The organism is Actinoplanes utahensis, from assembly GCF_016862455.1.
GTDB lineage: Bacteria > Actinomycetota > Actinomycetes > Mycobacteriales > Micromonosporaceae > Actinoplanes > Actinoplanes utahensis.
On the sequence record NZ_BOMZ01000010.1, the window covers coordinates 75,097 to 91,519 of the forward strand.

Sequence of the window (16,423 nt, forward strand, 5' to 3'; positions counted from 1 at the left end):
CTAGCGGACCGGCGTCACTTCGCGCCGGCGGCGCGGCGCTTGGACCAGACGTCGAAGGCGACGGCGCCGAGCAGCACCAGGCCCTTGACCAGCATGACCTGCTGCGGCTTGGTGGCGCCCATCAGGCCCATGCCGTTGTTGATCACGGCCATGATCAGACCACCGGTGATGGCGCCGACCACCCGGCCGACACCACCCTGGACCGCGGCGCCACCGATGAAGGCGGCGGCGATGGCGTCCAGCTCGAAGCTGTTGCCGGCGGTCGGGCCGGCCAGGTTCAGCCGGCCCGCGAAGATCAGGCCGGCCAGGGCGGAGAGCACGCCCATGTTGACGAACAGCCAGAACACCACGGACTTGACCTTGACACCGGAGAGCGTCGCGGCCTGCAGGTTGCCGCCGACCGCGTAGATCTGGCGGCCGAAGACGGCCTTGTCGGTGACCAGCGTGTAGCCGACCACCAGCACGGCCAGCAGCACCAGCACCCACGGCACGTTCCGGAACCGGGCGAGCTGCACGACCAGGAACATGACGATCACGGCCGGCACGATGACCTTGGCCAGGAACAGCCAGGTCGGGTCGACGGCCTGGCTGTAGCGGATCCGGGCGGCCCGGGAGCGGTACTGCGCGAAGGTCATGCCGGCCACCACGAGCAGGCCCACGATGACGCTGAACAGGTCGGCGCCGCCGAGTGTCTCGCCGAGACCGATGTTGCCGAGGAAACCGGGGATGAAGCCGTTGGCCAGGGTCCGGATCTCGTCCGGGAACGGGCCGATGCCCTGGTTGCCCAGGATCCAGTAGGTGACGGCACGGAACAGCAGCATGCCGGCCAGGGTGACGATGAAGGCGGGGATGCCGAAGTACGCCACCCAGTAGCCCTGCCAGGCGCCGATGATCGCGCCGAAGACCAGCGTCGCGATGACGGCGACCGGCCAGGGCAGATCCCAGTTGACCATCATGACCGCGGCGAACGCGCCGGCGGCGGCCACCACCGAGCCGACCGAGAGGTCGATGTGCCCGGCGATGATGATCAGCACCATGCCGATCGCCAGGACCAGGATGTACGACTGCTGCACGATGATGTTGCTGAGGTTCTGCGGCGACAGCAGGACACCCTCGGTCAGCACGGTGAAGACCAGGATGGTGATCGCGAACGCGATGTAGATGCCGCTCTGCTTCAGGTCGAAGTTGACCTTGCGAGGGGCGGTGTCGGCCTTCGGCCCGGCCGGAGCCTTGCCGACCACACCGGTGCTGCTGGGTGCGGCGGTCACGGCGCCACCTCCTGTACTTCCTTGGTCATGAGGGTCATCAGGCTTTCCTGCGTGGCCTCGGCGCGCGGCACCTCGCCGGTGATCCGCCCGGCCGAGAGGGTGTAGATGCGGTCACAGATCCCGAGCAGCTCGGGCAGCTCGGACGAGATGACCAGGACGGCCTTCCCCTCGTCGGCGAGCCGGTTGATGATCGTGTAGATCTCGTACTTCGCGCCGACGTCGATGCCGCGGGTGGGCTCGTCGAGGATCAGCACGTCCGGGTCAGTCAAGATCCACTTCGAGAGTACGACCTTCTGCTGATTGCCGCCGGACAGCTTGCCGACCACCGACTCGACGCTCGGTGCCTTGATGTTCATGCTGGCGCGGAACTCGTCGGCGACCTTGAACTCCTCGTTGCCGTCGACCCAGCCGCCCTTGGCGAGGCGGTCCAGCGCGGCCGCGGAGATGTTGCGCTTGATGTCCTCGATCAGGTTGAGGCCGTACCGCTTGCGGTCCTCGGTGGCGTACGCGATGCCGTGGTCGATCGCCTCGCGCACGGTCCGCGTCCGGATCTCCCGACCCTCCTTGAAGAGCCTTCCGGAGATGTTGACGCCGTACGAGCGGCCGAAGACGCTCATCGCCAGCTCGGTGCGGCCGGCGCCCATCAGGCCCGCCAGCCCGACGATCTCGCCGCGGCGCAGCGTGAGGTTGGCGTTGCGGACCAGGGCCCGGTCGGGCTGGGTCGGACTGTGGACGGTCCAGTCCTCGATCCGCAGCACCTCGTCGCCGATGGTCGGCGTGTGCTCCGGGTACCGGTGCTCCATGTCGCGGCCGACCATCCCCGAGATGATCTTCTCCTCGGTGAGGTCCGCGGTGTCCTGGGTCCAGATCGTCTTGCCGTCCCGCAGGATGGTGACCCGGTCCGAGATGCCCATGACCTCGTTGAGCTTGTGCGAGATGATCACGCAGGTGATGCCCTCGTCACGCAGGCCGCGCAGCAGGTCCAGCAGGTGCGCCGAGTCCTCGTCGTTGAGCGCCGCGGTGGGCTCGTCGAGGATCAGCAGCTTGACCTCCTTGGAGAGCGCCTTGGCGATCTCCACCAGCTGCTGCTTGCCGACACCCAGGTCGAGGACCGGGGTGACCGCACTCTCCCGCAGCCCGACCCGGCGCAGCAGCGCGTCGGCGGCGGCGTTGGTCTTGTTCCAGTCGATCCAGCCCCGCGTCGCCTGTTCGTTGCCGAGAAAAATGTTCTCGGCGATGGAAAGGTTCGACGCGAGGGCCAGCTCCTGGTGGATGATGACGATGCCCCGGTGCTCGCTGTCGCGGATGCCGGAGAACCGGCACGCCTCACCCTCGAACTCGATCTCGCCCTCGTAGGTGCCGTGGGGGTAGACCCCGGACAGCACCTTCATCAGGGTCGACTTACCGGCCCCGTTCTCGCCGCAGATGGAGTGGATCTCTCCTCGGCGGACATCCAGGTTGACGTCCTGCAGCGCTTTGACGCCCGGGAACGTCTTGGTGATTCCCTGCATTCGCAGGATCGTGTCGCTCATTCGAGCAGCGCTCCTCTCGTTCATGCCGTCCGGTCCTCGCCCAGGGGGCGCCGCTCGGCACGGTCGGCATGAACCCTTCGTGGGCCGGTGCGGGCCGTGCCCCGCCCGGGGAGTTCGCGGGCGGGGCACGGAACCCTGATCACTACTTCAGCGCGTCAGCCGTGATGTAGCCGCTGTCGATGAGCTCCTTCTGGTAGTTGCTCTTGTCGACGATGATCGACTCCAGAAGCTGCGACGGGACGACCTTCACGCCGTTGTTGTAGTCGGTGGTGTTGTTGGTCTTCGGGGTCTGGCCCTTCAGAACCGCGTCGGCCATCTCGCCGGTGGCCTTGGCCAGCTGGCGGGTGTCCTTGTAGATGGTGGAGTACTGCTCACCCGCGATGATCGACTTGACCGAGGTGACCTCGGCGTCCTGGCCGGTGACGATCGGGTACGGCTGCGCGCCGGTGCCGTAGCCACCCGACTTCAGCGCCGAGAGGATGCCGATCGAGATGCCGTCGTAGGGCGACAGGATGCCGTCGACCTTCGCGCCGCTCTTGTAGGTCGAGGTCAGCAGGTTCTCCATGCGCTTCTGCGCGGTGGCCGGGTCCCAGCGCAGCGTGGAGACGGTCTGGAAGTCGGTCTGGTTGCTCTTGACGACCAGCGTGCCGTCCTTGATGTACGGGTCGAGGATGCTCTTCGCCCCGTTGAAGAAGAACGTGGCGTTGTTGTCGTCCGGCGAACCGGCGAACAGCTCGATGTTGAACGGGCCCTTCGCGGTGCCCTTGCTGCCGTCCGCGTTCAGCACCTTGAGACCGGTCAGCAGCGAGGTGGCCTGCTGCACGCCGACCTTGAAGTTGTCGAAGGTGGCGTAGTAGTCCACGTTCGGGCTCTTGCGGATGAGCCGGTCGTACGCGATGACCTTGATACCGGCCGCCGCCGCGTTCTCCAGCTGGCTGGTGATCGCCTCACCGTCGATGGAGGCGATGATCAGCAGCTTGGCGCCCTTGGTGATCTGGCTGTCCAGCTGCTGGGTCTGGGTCGGGATGTCGTCCTCGGCGTACTGCAGGTCGACCTTGTAGCCCAGGCCCTCGAGCTGCGACTTGAGGTTGTCGCCGTCGTGGATCCAGCGCTCCGAGGAGCGCGTGGGCATGGTGATGCCGACCAGGGCGCCGGCGGTTTCGCCGCCGGTGGCCTCCTTGTCGGCGGTCTTCTCCGAGCTACCGCAGGCCGCCATGCCGGCGGTCAGCGCGGCGGCGGTGAACACGGCCGCGAGCCGGGTGAATTTCACGGTGGATCTCCTCTTTGAGAACGGTCTTACAGGGGGCGAGCCAGGCGGTGATACGCCTGGTTCCAGCGCACCCGGTCGGAGAAATCGGCCGGTGTGGTGCGCTCATCGATCAGCAGGAGCTCGGTCTGAGCCATTTCGGCGAAATCGCGCAGGGTTTCCGCGCCGACCGCCTGGGTCAGCACCGTGTGGTGCGGGCCGCCGGCGGTGATCCAGCACTCGGCGGAGGTGGACAGCGAGGGAGCGGGCTTCCAGACGGCACGTGCCACGGGCAGGTTCGGCAGCGGCTCGTCCGGCGGAATCACCTCGATCTCGTTCGCGACCAGACGGAACCGGTCTCCCATGTCGGCCATGCCCATGACCACCGCCGGGCCGGGGGCCGCGTCGAAGACCAGGCGCACCGGGTCCTCCCGGCCGCCGATCCCCAGCGGGTGGATCTCGGCGCGCGGCGTGGCCGACGCGATGGACGGGCAGACCTCGAGCATGTGCGCGCCGAGGATCTTAGGCTCGCCCGGCCCGAAGTGGTAGGTGTAATCCTCCATGAACGAGGTGCCACGCCCGGTTCCGGCGCCCATCGCCTTGACGGTGGCGACCAGCACCGAGGTCTTCCAGTCACCCTCGCCGCCGAAGCCGTAACCGTCCGCCATCAGCCGCTGCACGGCCAGGCCCGGGAGCTGGCGCAGGCCGCCGAGGTCCTCGAAGTTCGTGGTGAACGCGCCGAACTCGCCCTCGGTCAGGAACTGCCGCAGCCCGGCCTCGATCCGGGCGGCGTAGCGGAACGACTCGAGGCGCTCGCCCAGCAGCTCCGGGGCGATCTCGAAGACGTCCCGGTATTCCGCGATCAGCTTGTCGATCTCGGCGTCGGACACCCGGTCGACGACGGCGACCAGGTCGTTCACGCCGTACGTGTTGACCGAGACACCGAAGCGCAACTCGGCCTCGACCTTGTCGCCCTCGGTGACCGCGACGTCGCGCATGTTGTCGCCGAAACGGGCCAGCCGCAGACCGCGCAGGTGCTGGAGGCCGGTCGCGGCCCGGGCCCAGGCGTCGATCCGGGTGATCACGTTCGGGTCGGACACGTGACCGGCGACGACCTTGCGCGGAACGCCCAGGCGCGCCTGGATGAACCCGAACTCCCGGTCGCCGTGGGCGGCCTGGTTGAGGTTCATGAAGTCCATGTCGATGGTCGACCACGGCAGCGACGCGTTGTGCTGGGTGTGCAGGTGCAACAGCGGCTTGCGCAGCGCGTCCAGGCCGCCGATCCACATCTTGGCCGGCGAGAACGTGTGCATCCACGCGATGATGCCGATGCAGTTCTGGTCGGCGTTCGCCTCCTGCATCAGCCGCTTGATCGCGCCGGAGTCGGTGAGCACCGGTTTGCCGACGAGGTCGGCGCCGGACAGGCCGGCGTCCAGGGTCCGCTGGATCTCGGCGGACTGGTCGGCGACCTGCTGGAGAGTCTCCGGGCCGTAGAGATGCTGGCTGCCGGTCAGGAACCAGATCTGCGGTTTCATCGGGTTGTCCTTCGTTCTTCTGAGAGTGTCAGGCGGACTGCGCACCACCTGATCATCACCCGGCCCGGAAGCCGCCCGCAGGCATGCGGCCGTATCCGGCGTCGGGTGGCCGCGGAGGTGGCGGTGACCACACCACAGCGGCAGACCCCAGTGTTATCGCTAACAAATACCGTGTCAACGGGCGTTGGCAACAACGAGGTAACGGCCCATTAACGAGCGCGACGAGGCCCCGTCAGACGCGACCGGGCGCGCTCTCCCGGACGATCAGCTGCGGCGGCACGATGATCTGGTCGGCGGTGCCGGTGGAATCCCGCATCTGCCCCAGGAGCAGGCCCAACGCGGCCCGCGCGACGTCGCCGAAGGCCTGCCGGACGGTGGTCAGCGGGGGGATGAAGTACGCCGCCTCGGGCACGTCGTCGAAACCCACCACCGCCACGTCGTGCGGCACCCGGCGGCCACGCTCGTGCAGCGCCCGCAGGATGCCCAGAGCCAGGTGATCGTTCGCCGTGAAGATGGCCGTGACCTCGGGCATCCGGGCCAGCATCTGACCGGTGCGATAACCCTCGGCGGCCGACCAGTCGGCCGACAGCAGCGGCGGCACCTCGGCCCCGGCCTCCTCCAGAGTCTGCCGCCAGCCCTGGATGCGGCCGGCCGAATCGAACCAGTCGGTCGGGCCGGACACGTGCCAGACGGTCTCGTGACCGGCGTCGAGCAGGTGCCGGGTGGCCGCCCGGGCGCCCGCCACCTGGTCCACCGTCACCAGCGGACGGCCGCTGGCCGGGTCGCCGTCGATGAAGACCACCGGCAGGTCACCGGGGATCTCGGCGAGCGCCTCGGTGGCCGAGGCGGTGTTGGCGATCACCACCAGGCCGGCCACCCGCTGGTCCAGATGCCGGTCGACCACCGCGGAGATCGAGGCGCGGTCCAGCTCCCGGACGCTGCCGACGCTGACGGCGAAACCGGAGTCGGCGGCGGCCTGCTCGAACTCGCTCAACATGGTGGCCGGGCCGAACAGCGTACTGTTGCGAGCGACCACGCCGATCAACTGGGAACGGCCGGTGACCAGGGCACGGGCCGCCCGATTGGGCCGATAGCCGAGCTCGGCGATGGCAGCCCGGACCCGGATGCGAGTCTGCTCCTTGACATTGGGATGATCGTTGAGCACGCGCGAGACCGTCTGGTGGGAGACGCCCGCCAACCGGGCCACATCCGTCATCGCCGGGCTACGGCTAACCTTGTCCACTTGCGTACCTCGTCCGATCCGGTTCTGATGGAGCGTAGCGAACCAGCCGCAGCGCCCGCGCCTGGCGGAAATGTTATCGATAACATCCGCTTTTCACGAGCCCCGCGCGGACCATGGCCATCGCCCCGTAGGCTCGGCAGCGATGGAACCGGCATTGACGATCAACAGCCCGAGCGTGCTCGGCAGCCTAGCCGACGAGGGATTCACCTCGTTACGGCGGGCCGCCGCCCCACGGGCCGAGCGCTACGAGATAGGCCGGTCGCTACGCGACCGGTCCCCCCGCTCCGACATGGCCCACTGGAAAGCCCCCGACCGCCGGGCCGATCCGGTGAGCCAGGTGCTCGCCTCGCACGAGGGCCGGCTCGAGCGGCTCATCCCGGTCCGGATCGGCCGGATGATCCAGTCGCCGTACACCTTCCTGCGCGGCACCGCCAACCTGATGGCCGACGACTTCGCCTACCTGGCCTGCACCGGCATCACCCCGGTGATCTGCGGCGACGCCCACCTCGGCAACTTCGGCTTCTACGCCTCTCCGGAGCGGGAGCTCGTCTTCGACCTCAACGACTTCGACGAGGCGCACCCCGGGCCGTGGGAGTGGGACCTGCGCCGCCTCGCCGTCAGCGTGCACGTCGCCGGCCGGGTCAACGGCTTCCGCGAGCACGCCTGCTCCGAGGCGGTCAAACACTGCGTCGAGTCGTACCGGGAACAGATCGCCCACCTCGCCGAACAACCGCTGCTGCGCCGCTCCCTCGACCAGTTCGACGTCGCGGCGATGCAGTCGGCCGCCACCCGGGCCAGCTTCCGCGAGGAGATCGAACGCTCCGCCCGCCGGGCCCGCCGGCGCACCAGCGACCGGGCGCTGCCCCGCTTCACCGAACGCAACGACGGCGCGATGCGGCTCGTCGAGGAGCCGCCGATCATCACCCGGCTGCCGTCCGAGGAACGCGAGCAGCTGGGTGAGGCCCTCGACGGATACCTGAGCTCGCTCAAACCGCACTGGGCGCGGATCCTCGGTGGGTACCGGATCGTCGACATCGCACACAAGGTCGTCGGGGTGGGCTCGGTCGGCCTCCGGGCGTACGTCGCGCTCTGTGAGGGAAGCAGCCCCGACGACGTGCTGTTCCTCCAGCTCAAGCAGGCCCGCCGCTCGGTCGTCGCGAAACATCAGCACGGCGCCCTCGCCTGGCACCGCCACCAGGGGCAGCGCGTCGTGGAATACCAGCAGGCGCTGCAGACCGTCAGCGACCCGCTGCTCGGGTGGACCACGGTCGGTGACCACCAGTACTACGTGCGGCAGTTCCGGGACATGAAGGGCGCCATCGTCATCGAGGACATCGACGCGGGCGCCCTCGCCGACTACGCCGGGATCTGCGGCTTCCTGCTCGCCAAGTCACACGCCCGGACCAGCGGCGCCTCCATGATCGCCGGCTACGTCGGCAGCGGCGAGAAACTCGACGAGTCCCTCAGCCGTTTCGCCCGCGCCTACGCCGACCAGGTCGAGAAGGACCACGCCGCCCTGCTGGCCACCGTCCGCCGCGGCGACCTCCCCTCCGAGCCGGCATGATCCCCGCCCGGCCTCTCCCGCGATGCGAACGCGTCGCGGTGGCATGATCTCCTTCGGATGTACGGCCGTCAGCGGCGCGACCTTTTCTGGAGGTACGGCCGTGAGCGGCGCGATCTTTTCTCTGGAGGTACGGCCGTGAGCGGCGTGATCCCGATCGACTCCCCCGCCCTCGGGCAGTTCTGGACCGAGCGCCACCTGTGCACCCTGACCACGCTGCGGGCCGACGGATCCCCGCACGTGGTCGCGGTCGGAGCCACTCTCGACCCGGTCGCCGGGATCGCCCGGGTGATCTCCTCCGGCGGCTCGGCCAAGGTCCGCCACGTCCTGCGCGGCCAGCAGCGCGTCGCGATCTGCCAGGTCGAGGGCCCACGCTGGAGCACCGTCGAGGGCCTCGCCGTGATCCGCGACGACCCGGCGTCGGTCGCCGACGCCGAACAGCGCTACGCCGCTCGTTACCGTCAGCCCCGCCCCAACCCGGCCCGCGTCGTGATCGAGATCAAGGTGACCCGCATCCTCGGCTCCGCCTCCCTCAACCCCTGAGCACACCGCGCCCCGGCGGGTGACGGACAGGGTGTGATCGCGGGAACGTGGACTCGTGGAGGGCTGATGCCGGAACAGGAACGGGCCGGGCCGGCCGCCCACGCCGGATACATCGCGGCGGTGGCGGCGGCCCTCGAAGCGTCCGGGATACCGGTGGCGGACTGGCGGGCGGACGGCCGGATACCGCGGGACGGGTGGATCCCGTTCGATCTGGTGCGGCAGGTGCGGCTGCACGGATGGCCGGTGTGGGATCACGACGAAGCCGGGATCGGCTGGTCGGAGGAGAACGGGTGGCACCTGTTCACGGTGGACGATCCGGCAGGGCGCGGAATCCGTACCGTCGAAGGTCTTGACCTGGCGGTGATCGCCGCACCCGCCGCGGTGGCCCGGACCGTCGCCGGCCTCGCCGGTCTTCCGCTCACCGGGCCCGCGGCGCAGGCCGCCCTGGTGGGGAGAGGATCCGAGGGACGAGTGGCGGACCCCTTCGCCGGGCACCGGGCGGAGGCGGTCGATCCGGGCTTCGAGGAAGCGCTGCTGCGGTATTCCGGGAGTCGCACAAAAGCCCGTTGACGGGTGGCCGGAGGCAGCGGAAGGTCGGGGGTAGACGACCGTACCCGTCGGAGGAAAACCAAGTGAGCCTCCTCGACGCCAGCCGCATCGTGCTGATCATCGCCGCGCCGTGCATCATGGTGGCCGGAATCCGTCACCTACCGCGATGGTGTTCGGCAGCGGCTGAACGGTGGCGGCGGCGCGGACCCGACGTGCCGATGCCCTACGGTCCGCCGATCGAACGGCTCGCCGCCGATCTGCGCCGGCTGTTACGGCTGCACGGAGAGCTGGCGGCGTCGGCGCATCACGCGTTCTGTGCTCACCGGCTGTGGGCGGTCGAAGCGGCGATCGGGATGCGGGCGGTCGAGGCGGCCACGGCTCTGGGAGTGCCGCATCCACCGCCGGAGCGGGCGGACTCGCTGACACGTACCGAATTGTCGGTTCTGCTCAGTGGCCTGGTACGGGCGGGGCTGGTGCTGCCGGCGAGGGTCGGCGGGTTCACCACCGACGGCCGTTTCTAGCGTCCCGTCGACGGCTGTGCCCGATTCATGGGCCGGCGACCCTCTCAGCTTCGCCGACGGGCGACCGCTTCGGTCTTCCCCGGCGGACGACCGATTCCGGCCTCGCCGACGGGCGACCGTATCCGGCGGAAGCAAGGCCGGAGAGGAGGGCGGCGGTGGAGGGGGAATCCCACCGCCGCGCCTCTCCCGGCAGTGACCGTCGCCAGCCGACCGGACGAGCGTCCATCGACCGGCACCGGGAATGACGGCCACACCGGAACCTCGGGACCCGCCGGCAACCGTCCACCGGCCGGACCCCTGGAAAGCCGCGTGAAGCAGGGAAGATGACGGCGGTGGGAGGGGGAATCCCACCGCCGTCTCTCTCCCGGTGACGGCCGCAGCCGGCCGTCAGGACGGAAGGGGGGCGCCGTCCGTCCGACCCGCTCTGAGAGCAGCCGCACACCGGGAAGTCTCGAAAGGCTCGCCGAACGGCGAGCGGCACAGCCCACCGGCACGGTGCGTCACCGGCCGGGTGGCGCCGCCGTCGACCGGAGGTGCCGGAACTACTGCCGCCAGGGGCCCCGGCGGTTTGCGTCGTGATCTCCGCGCAGGACGTGGCGACGGAGATCGCCGCAGGCGGAGAGGAGCACCCCGGAACGACGCGAGTCGCCGGAGTGCGGGCGGAGGGATGCGGGGACGGCGCGGATCGGCAGCCGGAAGGCGGGCGGGAGAGGCGGGGACGGCGCGGGTTGTCGGCTGAAGGGCGGACCGGGGGGAAGTGGAGGGTCGTCGGCGGGCAGGGTGCGGGAGAGGTCGGCGGCGGAAGATGGGCTCCCGCCGCCGACTCCCGTCCCGGCCCCGCGCCAGGTCTCGCGGGCCGTGGCAGGACGATGGGGGGTCTCGTCCGCACGGTGCGGCCCCTGGGCGAGGTGCGGCCGTCATGACTGGGGGGCGACGGCCGCCGGCCGGGTGGCTCGGGGCGCCCGCCGTGGACGTCGTCGGCCGTGGCGGGGCGCCCGATCCGCTGACCGGGCGCACAACAACCGTGCCAGACCCGAAGGCCTTGATCCGCGAATGTCCATGGTGGCCTTCGCCACCCCGCCGTCACCTGTTCAGGGTCGCCCGCAAGTTCTTAGGTGGCCTGAAAGGAAGCTTAAAAGGTTCTTAAGTCGACACGGTCGCCGTCACCTCACGGCAGCGATCCCCGTTGATCGAGGTACTCGCTCCCACCGACCCGGGACCCTCTCCGGATCATCGTTGTAGTCACTGCTCAACCCGTTGAACCCGGCGGCGCCCTGGCACGTATACACGGGTGGTCGCGTACGACCGGCGGGCTGCGGCGCCGGTGCGGCCGACGCTCGCGGGCCGTCCGTGAGGCCGGTGACGGGGATCCGCAGAGCGGTGGCGCACTACGCAAATCCGTGGTTAACCTTCCACATCCACCACGTGGCAGGCATTGATCGCGGAGCGCGGGGGCGGGCACCGGGGTGCGGAGGTGGTACAGGGTGAGGACGGTGGCACTGATGCGGCGTCGGGGCGTTGGGTTCTTCCCCACCCGGTTCGGGGCCGTGTCATGAGCTTCGAGGACGACGAATACTGGGCGGACGAATACGACGAGTATTCGTTCATGCCGAGTTCCGCGGTCATCCAGGAGAGGCACTACTCCAAACGTACGAACCCGGATCCGGTCATGCCGACGCGCCGCCGCGGTGGCGACCAGGACGAGGCCGGCGCCCACCGGCAGAAACGGGCCGTCTTCGACTCCGAGCGGCCGAGCTGGCTCGACGAACCCGACTTCGTGCCGGTGGACACCGACGTCGACAACCTGGTCGGCGACGACTTCGACGACATCGACTTCAACCGGCCCGAACTCGGCATCGACTTCGACAAACCGGACTTCCCCATCGTCGACCCCGCGGCCCGCCCGGATCTGCGGCGTGGTGCGGGCGGTCGACGGCGCGGCGCGGACAACCGCTATGAGGGTACGGCTCCGCATGGCCGTGCCGACCGGATCGACGACCCGCGGTACCGCGACGAACGCCGTTCGGACGAGCCGGCCGCACGGGACCGCCGACGGGACGACACCCGCGAACGCTGGGACGAAGCCCCGGCCCGCCGCACCGGGCGCTCCGGCGAGCCGGCGGCCCGGCTGGACAGCCGCTGGGACGGCTACGACCGCGACGGGCGTGATCCCCGGGACGAGCGGCGGGAACCCGTACGCGATGATCGCCGCTCCCCCGTCCACGACGACCGCCGTGAGCCTCCGCGCGACGACCGGCGCGACCCTCGTTCCGACGACCGGCACGACCCTCTCCTCGACGACCGCCGTGCCCCTTCCCCCGGCGACCGCCGTGGCTTGTCCGCCGACGACCGTCGTGGCCCTTCTCTCGACGACCGTCATGGCTTTTCTCCAGACGACCGCCGTGGTCCGGACCGGGACGAGCTCCGGGGACGCGGGCGGCGCACGGTCGAAGGACGGCCGGCCGAACTCTGGGACGACCGGGACCTCGGCCGGGAGACCGCTGCCCGCGCCGACGACAGGTGGGAGACCACCGAGCCGCTTCCCGGCGACCGGCCGCGCACCATCGAACTGGGCGCCGACGAGTTCTGGGAGGAGCCGGAACGCTCCCGCGGCACCGCCACCCCACTCGACCCCGACCGGCGGCAAGGCCGGGACCAGCGCCGCAGCCGACCCGCGGACGGCGCCGGACGCGCCGCCCCGATCTGGGGCGACGACTTCGGGCCGATCCGGCCGGCCGGTGGACGCCGTCCACGCCGCGACGAGACGGAGACGGAGCGTCCCGCTGCCCGCCGCGACGACCGGGCGGTCACCGGACGCGCACAGGTTCCCGGTCTCGCCCCACATCCTTCCGGTACGGGCGACGAGCACCACGAGCCTCCCCGGACGGATCGCGGCGCCGGCTTCCCGGTTCGCGAGGACGGTCGCCCTGCCCTCGACCCGACCGCCCCTGACCACGGTGAACGACGCCCGACCGCGGGTGAGGGTGAACGTCGCCCGACCGCGGGCGGCGCCTGGGCGGACCAGCCCGGTGGCCACCGTTCGTCCGAGCAGCCCGGCCCGGACCCGGAGGCTGTCCCCACGCGGGAGCCCGGCGACGCCGCCACTCGGCGCGGACCCGACGGGAGCGGGCCGGAGGAGTCCGGATCGGGCGAAGATCTCCACCCGGCCGGACCGGTGGGCGAAGGAGCCGGCCAGATGAGCCGGGACGTCTCCAGGCTCACACCGCGTCCGGCGAACGCGCCCGGGCGGTTCGCGGCCGGCACACCCGACAGCGCCTTCCCTGCCGATGCGAACGGCTCCGGGCAGAACGGCGTTGGCGCCGGCATCCCCGACCAGCGCGACGGCAGCCGGCACCAGCAGCTCGACGGCGGCCGGGACCAGCAGCTCGACGGCAGCCGGGACCAGCAGCTCGACGGCGACGTTGCGGACACCCGCGACCCGCAGGCGCGCGGCGCATCCACCGGCCGTGATCAGCGGCAGCCTGCCGGCACTCCGGACGGCCACGAGCCGCCGCAACCGGGCGCCGGCTCAGGTGTCCAGGGTCACCGACAGCCGGATGACGCTCCGGGCGCCCACGAGCAGCGGGTGGCTGCCGAGGCGCCGGCTGGCCGGGAACAGTGGCAGCCCGGCGACGCCGGGGACATCCGTGATCAGCAGGTGATCCGCGCCGTCCCGAACGACGGCGAGCTGCGGCGGTCCCCCGGCGTCATCGGCGGTGCGGAGGTTCGACGATCCCCCGACGTCATCGGCGGCGCGGAGGTTCGCGACGGGATTCCGGTCACCGGTTCGCCGGAGACCTCTCAGAGCATCCGGATGCCGGCGGCGACCGCGGACGGCACGGTGCGGGGCACCGCATGGCCCGCCCCGGACGGACACCAGCCGAACCCGTCCGGTTCGGAATCGCGTGGTCCGGGTGGGCACGGGCCGAACCTGCCCGGTTCGGAATCACGTGGTCCGGATGGGCACGGGCCGAACCCGTACCGTTCGGAATCGCGTAGTCCGGGTGGGCACGGGCCGGACTCGTCCGGTTCGGAATCACGTGGTCCCGGTGGGCACGGGCCCAACCCGGCCGGAGCAGACGGACGCCGAGCGGACGGAACCGGGCCGGACTCGCGTGGGCCGGACGGGCGGGGCGGCGGCTGGCGGGCTGCGATGGCGCGGCTCGTTCCGGGGCAACGGAACGCCGGGGCCGGCGAGGTCGCGGAACCGACGGTCGATCTCGTCGGCCGGGAGCGGCCCGGCGCGGGTTCGGTGGACTCGCGAGGGAACACGATCGCTGGTTCGCCCGCGGGGCCGGGCACTGCCGGGGGCGGCGAAGGGCCGCGGGTGTTGCGGCGGGCTGACCCACCCGTACCCCCGAAGGTCGTCGGCAAGACCACGCCGCCTCCCGCACCGCGCGTGGTCAAAGCCCAGCCACCGGTGACGCCGCGTGTGGTTGCCGCGCCCGCGCCGGTTCCGCCGGCGCGCGTGATCGGGCCGAACGGTCCGCAACCGGAAGCGAACGTCGTGCCGGGGACTCCGCCGAACCCCGCGATCGGTGCCCGGGATGCCGCAGTGGCTCCCACCAGCGGTTCGGACTCCGCATGGGGACGGGCGGACCGTCCGGCGCCTTCGGCGGACGGTTCCGGTTCACAGACGGCAGGATTCGCGGCGTACGGTCAGCCCGGCACGGACGGTGGCCAGAGCGCTGCCGCGGTCTACGGCGGATCGGTCGCGGACCTCGGCCGAAGTGGAACCACGAGTCACCGCGAGCCGGTGACCGACCGTGACCCGAGGGCCTCCGCGGGTTACCGCGAACCGGTAGCGGACGGTGACCCGAATGGGCCCATGACGTATCACGATCCGGCAGCTACCGGCAGTCGGATCGGTGCGGAGGCCGGACGGGCGGATGTGCCGCACCAACGGTCGCGGAAGTCGCCTCGGGCCGCGCACGTGTTCCTGCCGGAAGGGGACGGGCCCTGGGCGATCGTGCCGGATGCGCAGCCGTCGGGTGACGCGCGGCCGGTCTCGCCGGCTCGGCCGCCGGTTTCGGGAATCCCTGGGACGCCGGTCATCGGCGGGACAGCACCGGCAGCCGGGACCTCAGGAATCTCCGCCACCCCGATCGCAGGCGGAACAGCACCGCGACCCGGGACCTCAGGAGTCCCCGCCACCCCGATCGCAGGCGGAACAGCACCGCGACCCGGGACCTCAGGAGTCCCCGGGACGCCGGTTGCCGGTGGGACAGCGCCGGGATCCGGAGCGCCTGCCGGGCAGCCGTCGCCCATGGCGGCGTGGCCGCCAGCTCGGGGCGGGCAGACACCCGCAGCGGCCTGGCCGCCTCCGCAGGCAGGCGACCAGCGGCAGACCGGCCCGGCAGGGGCGGCCCCGGCGGGGGCGGCCCCGGCTGGGGCGGCCCCGGCTGGGCAGCCGACCGCGGCCACTGCCTGGCCACCCGCCACCCGGCCCGCGCCGGGTCAGCCCGCGCCCGTGGTGCCGCCGTCTGTCCAGGGCTTCCCGGCGAACGGACCGCAGACCCCTCCGGCGGACCGGGCGCAACCCGGCCCGATCGTCCCGGAGAAGGGCCGGCATGCCGCACCCGGCATCCCGGCGGACACGTCGCACCCTGCCCCGGGCCTTCCCCCCGACGGAACGCGCCCTGTCCCGGGCGTCGGCGTCGATGCGGGCGGAGCACGCCCTGCTTCCGGCGTCCCGGCAGACGGACTGCGCCCGGCACCCGTCGACGGCCGGCATGCAGGTTCTCGGCAGGGAGCGGTCTCGCCCGGTCAGGCCGGTCCAGGGACGGCGTGGCAAGGACGATCGGCTGACGCCGTCAGCTCCGGCGGCCGGACCGGCACCGCGGAGGGAACCGGTGCGGCGGGTTCGGTCGGCCCAAACGACACCCGGGAAGTCACCGGCGGGCGGCCGGCGTATCCGGCTCAGCACGCGGCTCCGGCAACCCGGCCGGACGCGAGCCGGCCCGACACGGTCGAGGCCGGTGGCACGCCGACCGGCGCCGGCGGATGGCCGTCGAACGCCACTCGTGAAACGCCTGCGGTGAACCCCGGACCGGGAACGAACCAGGCCGGTACGGTCGCGCCCAGCGGCGCCCGGATCGGCACCGGCGGATGGCCGACGATCCCGGTCCAGGTTGGATCGGCCCGAGGCGCGCTCGACGGCGACACCGGTCCGGTGGACACCGGAAACGGGCCGGCCGACTCGGATCCGGCTGAACCGCGATCGGGTGCGGCGGGCTCGGCGGAGACCCGGCAGCCGGGGCCGATGGCGGGACGCGACGGCCTGAGGCCGGCTTCGGCTCCCCCAGCATCGGGCTTCCCGGCCGGCGCTACTCCGAGTTCGCCCGCTGCGGCTTCGGGACTCCCGGGCGGCGGCACCTCCGCTTCCCCGGTTACGGCTTCGGGATTCCCGACGGGTGCCGTTCCGG

General features: G+C 71.3%; 10 protein-coding genes and 1 pseudogene. 4 read left to right on the forward strand and 7 right to left on the reverse strand.

The annotated features are described in order from the left end of the window. Positions 1–14 precede the first annotated feature (14 nt). The 5 genes from mmsB to Aut01nite_RS02580 all read right to left on the reverse strand — a co-directional run bounded on the left by mmsB (position 15) and on the right by Aut01nite_RS02580 (position 6,797). Positions 15–1,268: a multiple monosaccharide ABC transporter permease gene (gene mmsB / locus Aut01nite_RS02560; protein WP_043533768.1), complete on the reverse strand. Its 1,254-nt coding sequence runs from the start codon at positions 1,266–1,268 to the stop codon at positions 15–17. Then, positions 1,265–2,800, reverse strand: a complete 1,536-nt coding sequence (mmsA, locus tag Aut01nite_RS02565; RefSeq protein WP_043533767.1) for a multiple monosaccharide ABC transporter ATP-binding protein — start codon at positions 2,798–2,800, stop codon at positions 1,265–1,267. The genes mmsB and mmsA overlap by 4 nt, the downstream gene beginning before the upstream one ends. 142 nt (positions 2,801–2,942) lie before the next feature. Then, positions 2,943–4,070 carry a multiple monosaccharide ABC transporter substrate-binding protein gene (chvE, locus tag Aut01nite_RS02570; protein ID WP_043533766.1) on the reverse strand — a complete coding sequence of 376 codons (1,128 nt, stop codon included), beginning with the start codon at positions 4,068–4,070 and terminating at the stop codon, positions 2,943–2,945. Between the two features lie 26 nt (positions 4,071–4,096). Continuing rightward, positions 4,097–5,581: an L-arabinose isomerase gene (araA, locus tag Aut01nite_RS02575; protein WP_043533765.1), complete on the reverse strand. Its 1,485-nt coding sequence runs from the start codon at positions 5,579–5,581 to the stop codon at positions 4,097–4,099. Positions 5,582–5,813: 232 nt separating this feature from the next. Then, positions 5,814–6,797: a LacI family DNA-binding transcriptional regulator gene (locus Aut01nite_RS02580; RefSeq protein WP_043533764.1), complete on the reverse strand. Its 984-nt coding sequence runs from the start codon at positions 6,795–6,797 to the stop codon at positions 5,814–5,816. 169 nt (positions 6,798–6,966) lie between these two features. Here Aut01nite_RS02580 and Aut01nite_RS02585 point away from each other — a divergent pair, with 169 nt between their 5' ends. The 4 genes from Aut01nite_RS02585 (at position 6,967) to Aut01nite_RS02600 (ending at position 9,998) form a co-directional block, all read left to right on the forward strand. After that, the gene (locus Aut01nite_RS02585; protein ID WP_173476770.1) at positions 6,967–8,388 is read left to right on the forward strand and encodes a DUF2252 domain-containing protein; all 1,422 of its coding nucleotides are present in this window, start codon (positions 6,967–6,969) and stop codon (positions 8,386–8,388) included. Positions 8,389–8,523: 135 nt separating this feature from the next. Next, positions 8,524–8,928 carry a PPOX class F420-dependent oxidoreductase gene (locus Aut01nite_RS02590; RefSeq protein ID WP_043533763.1) on the forward strand — a complete coding sequence of 135 codons (405 nt, stop codon included), beginning with the start codon at positions 8,524–8,526 and terminating at the stop codon, positions 8,926–8,928. Between the two features lie 66 nt (positions 8,929–8,994). Continuing rightward, positions 8,995–9,498 carry a DUF6292 family protein gene (locus Aut01nite_RS02595; RefSeq protein ID WP_043533762.1) on the forward strand — a complete coding sequence of 168 codons (504 nt, stop codon included), beginning with the start codon at positions 8,995–8,997 and terminating at the stop codon, positions 9,496–9,498. A gap of 62 nt (positions 9,499–9,560) precedes the next feature. Next, positions 9,561–9,998, forward strand: coding sequence for a hypothetical protein (locus tag Aut01nite_RS02600; RefSeq protein ID WP_043533761.1), 438 nt, complete (start codon positions 9,561–9,563; stop codon positions 9,996–9,998). A 1,249-nt stretch (positions 9,999–11,247) separates the two neighbouring features. On the opposite strand, the gene Aut01nite_RS02605 is transcribed toward Aut01nite_RS02600, so the two are convergent. Both Aut01nite_RS02605 and Aut01nite_RS02610 read right to left on the reverse strand, forming a co-directional pair. Next, a complete protein-coding gene (locus tag Aut01nite_RS02605; protein WP_043533760.1) occupies positions 11,248–13,503 on the reverse strand; it encodes a hypothetical protein in 2,256 nt (751 codons plus the stop codon). A 2,414-nt stretch (positions 13,504–15,917) separates the two neighbouring features. Next, positions 15,918–16,423 (reverse strand): annotated as a pseudogene (locus Aut01nite_RS02610) (hypothetical protein); the annotation flags it as partial.

Bases quoted from the DNA above. Each gene is read 5' to 3' on its own strand.
- Aut01nite_RS02580 (WP_043533764.1), bottom strand. From the start codon at position 6,797: ATGACGGATGTGGCCCGGTTGGCGGGCGTCTCCCACCAGACGGTCTCG.
- Aut01nite_RS02585 (WP_173476770.1), top strand. From the start codon at position 6,967: ATGGAACCGGCATTGACGATCAACAGCCCGAGCGTGCTCGGCAGCCTA.
- Aut01nite_RS02595 (WP_043533762.1), top strand. From the start codon at position 8,995: ATGCCGGAACAGGAACGGGCCGGGCCGGCCGCCCACGCCGGATACATC.
- mmsA (WP_043533767.1), bottom strand. From the start codon at position 2,800: ATGAGCGACACGATCCTGCGAATGCAGGGAATCACCAAGACGTTCCCG.
- araA (WP_043533765.1), bottom strand. From the start codon at position 5,581: ATGAAACCGCAGATCTGGTTCCTGACCGGCAGCCAGCATCTCTACGGC.